This window comes from Bacillus sp. FSL K6-2944 (assembly GCF_038005385.1).
Lineage (GTDB): Bacteria > Bacillota > Bacilli > Bacillales > Bacillaceae_G > Bacillus_A > Bacillus_A cereus.
The window spans coordinates 427,501-430,000 of the sequence record NZ_JBBOTE010000003.1; the positions used below are offsets into that span (position 1 = coordinate 427,501).

A 2,500-nucleotide genomic window follows, 5' to 3' on the forward strand; every position below is an offset into this window, starting at 1 on the left:
TCTTTATCGTTTGAGCAATGGAGGGACGCAGAAGGATAGAAGAAGCGTGCGATTGGTTGTGCACGTCCAAGCAGTTAGGCTGATAAGTAGGCAAATCCGCTTATCGTAAAGGCTGAGCTGTGATGGGGAAGCTCCTTATGGAGCGAAGTCTTTGATTCCCCGCTGCCAAGAAAAGCTTCTAGCGAGATAAAAGGTGCCTGTACCGCAAACCGACACAGGTAGGCGAGGAGAGAATCCTAAGGTGTGCGAGAGAACTCTGGTTAAGGAACTCGGCAAAATGACCCCGTAACTTCGGGAGAAGGGGTGCTTTCTTAACGGAAAGCCGCAGTGAATAGGCCCAAGCGACTGTTTAGCAAAAACACAGCTCTCTGCGAAGCCGTAAGGCGAAGTATAGGGGGTGACACCTGCCCGGTGCTGGAAGGTTAAGGAGAGGGGTTAGCGTAAGCGAAGCTCTGAACTGAAGCCCCAGTAAACGGCGGCCGTAACTATAACGGTCCTAAGGTAGCGAAATTCCTTGTCGGGTAAGTTCCGACCCGCACGAAAGGTGTAACGATTTGGGCACTGTCTCAACCAGAGACTCGGTGAAATTATAGTACCTGTGAAGATGCAGGTTACCCGCGACAGGACGGAAAGACCCCGTGGAGCTTTACTGTAGCCTGATATTGAATTTTGGTACAGTTTGTACAGGATAGGCGGGAGCCATTGAAACCGGAGCGCTAGCTTCGGTGGAGGCGCTGGTGGGATACCGCCCTGACTGTATTGAAATTCTAACCTACGGGTCTTATCGACCCGGGAGACAGTGTCAGGTGGGCAGTTTGACTGGGGCGGTCGCCTCCTAAAGTGTAACGGAGGCGCCCAAAGGTTCCCTCAGAATGGTTGGAAATCATTCGTAGAGTGCAAAGGCATAAGGGAGCTTGACTGCGAGACCTACAAGTCGAGCAGGGACGAAAGTCGGGCTTAGTGATCCGGTGGTTCCGCATGGAAGGGCCATCGCTCAACGGATAAAAGCTACCCCGGGGATAACAGGCTTATCTCCCCCAAGAGTCCACATCGACGGGGAGGTTTGGCACCTCGATGTCGGCTCATCGCATCCTGGGGCTGTAGTCGGTCCCAAGGGTTGGGCTGTTCGCCCATTAAAGCGGTACGCGAGCTGGGTTCAGAACGTCGTGAGACAGTTCGGTCCCTATCCGTCGTGGGCGTAGGAAATTTGAGAGGAGCTGTCCTTAGTACGAGAGGACCGGGATGGACGCACCGCTGGTGTACCAGTTGTTCTGCCAAGGGCATAGCTGGGTAGCTATGTGCGGAAGGGATAAGTGCTGAAAGCATCTAAGCATGAAGCCCCCCTCAAGATGAGATTTCCCATAGCGTAAGCTAGTAAGATCCCTGAAAGATGATCAGGTTGATAGGTTCGAGGTGGAAGCATGGTGACATGTGGAGCTGACGAATACTAATAGATCGAGGACTTAACCATATAATATGTAGCAATGTTATCTAGTTTTGAAAGAATATAAAAAACTTGTTGACTTTAAAAGTTAAATGAGTTACAATGATTCTTGTCTTAAATGAATACAGTCTGGTAATGATGGCAGAGAGGCCACACCCGTTCCCATACCGAACACGGAAGTTAAGATCTCTAGCGCCGATGGTAGTTGGGACCTTGTCCCTGTGAGAGTAGGACGTTGCCAGGCAATCCGGAGGATTAGCTCAGCTGGGAGAGCACCTGCCTTACAAGCAGGGGGTCGGCGGTTCGATCCCGTCATCCTCCACCATTTAGCCGACTTAGCTCAATTGGTAGAGCAACTGACTTGTAATCAGTAGGTTGGGGGTTCAAGTCCTCTAGTCGGCACCAGTTTTTATTGTAAGAGCCATTAGCTCAGTTGGTAGAGCATCTGACTTTTAATCAGAGGGTCGAAGGTTCGAGTCCTTCATGGCTCACCATTTTAATTAATATGCGGGTGTGGCGGAATTGGCAGACGCACTAGACTTAGGATCTAGCGCCTTTGGCGTGGGGGTTCGACTCCCTTCACCCGCACTTTTAATAAAATATCTCAAATATGTCTTGCGGAAGTAGTTCAGTGGTAGAATACAACCTTGCCAAGGTTGGGGTCGCGGGTTCGAATCCCGTCTTCCGCTCCAATTTTCAATATGACATGCCGGGGTGGCGGAACAGGCAGACGCACAGGACTTAAAATCCTGCGGTGGGTGACCACCGTGCGGGTTCGACCCCCGCCCTCGGCACCATATGCGCCCGTAGCTCAATTGGATAGAGCGTTTGACTACGGATCAAGAGGTTAGGGGTTCGACTCCTCTCGGGCGCGTTTTCTTTCGGGAAGTGGCTCAGCTTGGTAGAGCACCTGGTTTGGGACCAGGGGGTCGCAGGTTCAAATCCTGTCTTCCCGATACTTGTTTGGGGCCTTAGCTCAGCTGGGAGAGCGCCTGCCTTGCACGCAGGAGGTCAGCGGTTCGATCCCGCTAGGCTCCACCATTAGTTCTTTGAAAA

General features: G+C 51.8%; 9 tRNA genes and 2 rRNA genes (1 of these 11 cut by a window edge). All 11 read left to right on the top strand.

Going from position 1 to position 2,500, the window contains the following annotated elements:
* A 23S ribosomal RNA gene (locus MHH55_RS28630) occupies nt 1–1,471 on the top strand (it extends 1,451 nt beyond the left edge of the window).
* A 101-nt stretch (nt 1,472–1,572) separates the two neighbouring features.
* A 5S ribosomal RNA gene (gene rrf, locus MHH55_RS28635) occupies nt 1,573–1,688 on the top strand.
* Between the two features lie 5 nt (nt 1,689–1,693).
* A tRNA-Val gene (locus tag MHH55_RS28640) sits at nt 1,694–1,769 on the top strand.
* Nucleotides 1,770–1,773: 4 nt separating this feature from the next.
* Nucleotides 1,774–1,849 (top strand) — tRNA-Thr (locus MHH55_RS28645).
* Between the two features lie 13 nt (nt 1,850–1,862).
* A tRNA-Lys gene (locus MHH55_RS28650) sits at nt 1,863–1,938 on the top strand.
* 13 nt (nt 1,939–1,951) lie between these two features.
* Nucleotides 1,952–2,032, top strand: a tRNA-Leu gene (locus MHH55_RS28655).
* A gap of 29 nt (nt 2,033–2,061) precedes the next feature.
* Nucleotides 2,062–2,136: transfer RNA gene (locus MHH55_RS28660), tRNA-Gly, on the top strand.
* 16 nt (nt 2,137–2,152) lie between these two features.
* Nucleotides 2,153–2,241 (top strand) — tRNA-Leu (locus MHH55_RS28665).
* A gap of 3 nt (nt 2,242–2,244) precedes the next feature.
* A tRNA-Arg gene (locus tag MHH55_RS28670) sits at nt 2,245–2,318 on the top strand.
* An 8-nt stretch (nt 2,319–2,326) separates the two neighbouring features.
* A tRNA-Pro gene (locus tag MHH55_RS28675) sits at nt 2,327–2,400 on the top strand.
* Between the two features lie 9 nt (nt 2,401–2,409).
* Nucleotides 2,410–2,485, top strand: a tRNA-Ala gene (locus tag MHH55_RS28680).
* Nucleotides 2,486–2,500: the final 15 nt, after the last annotated feature.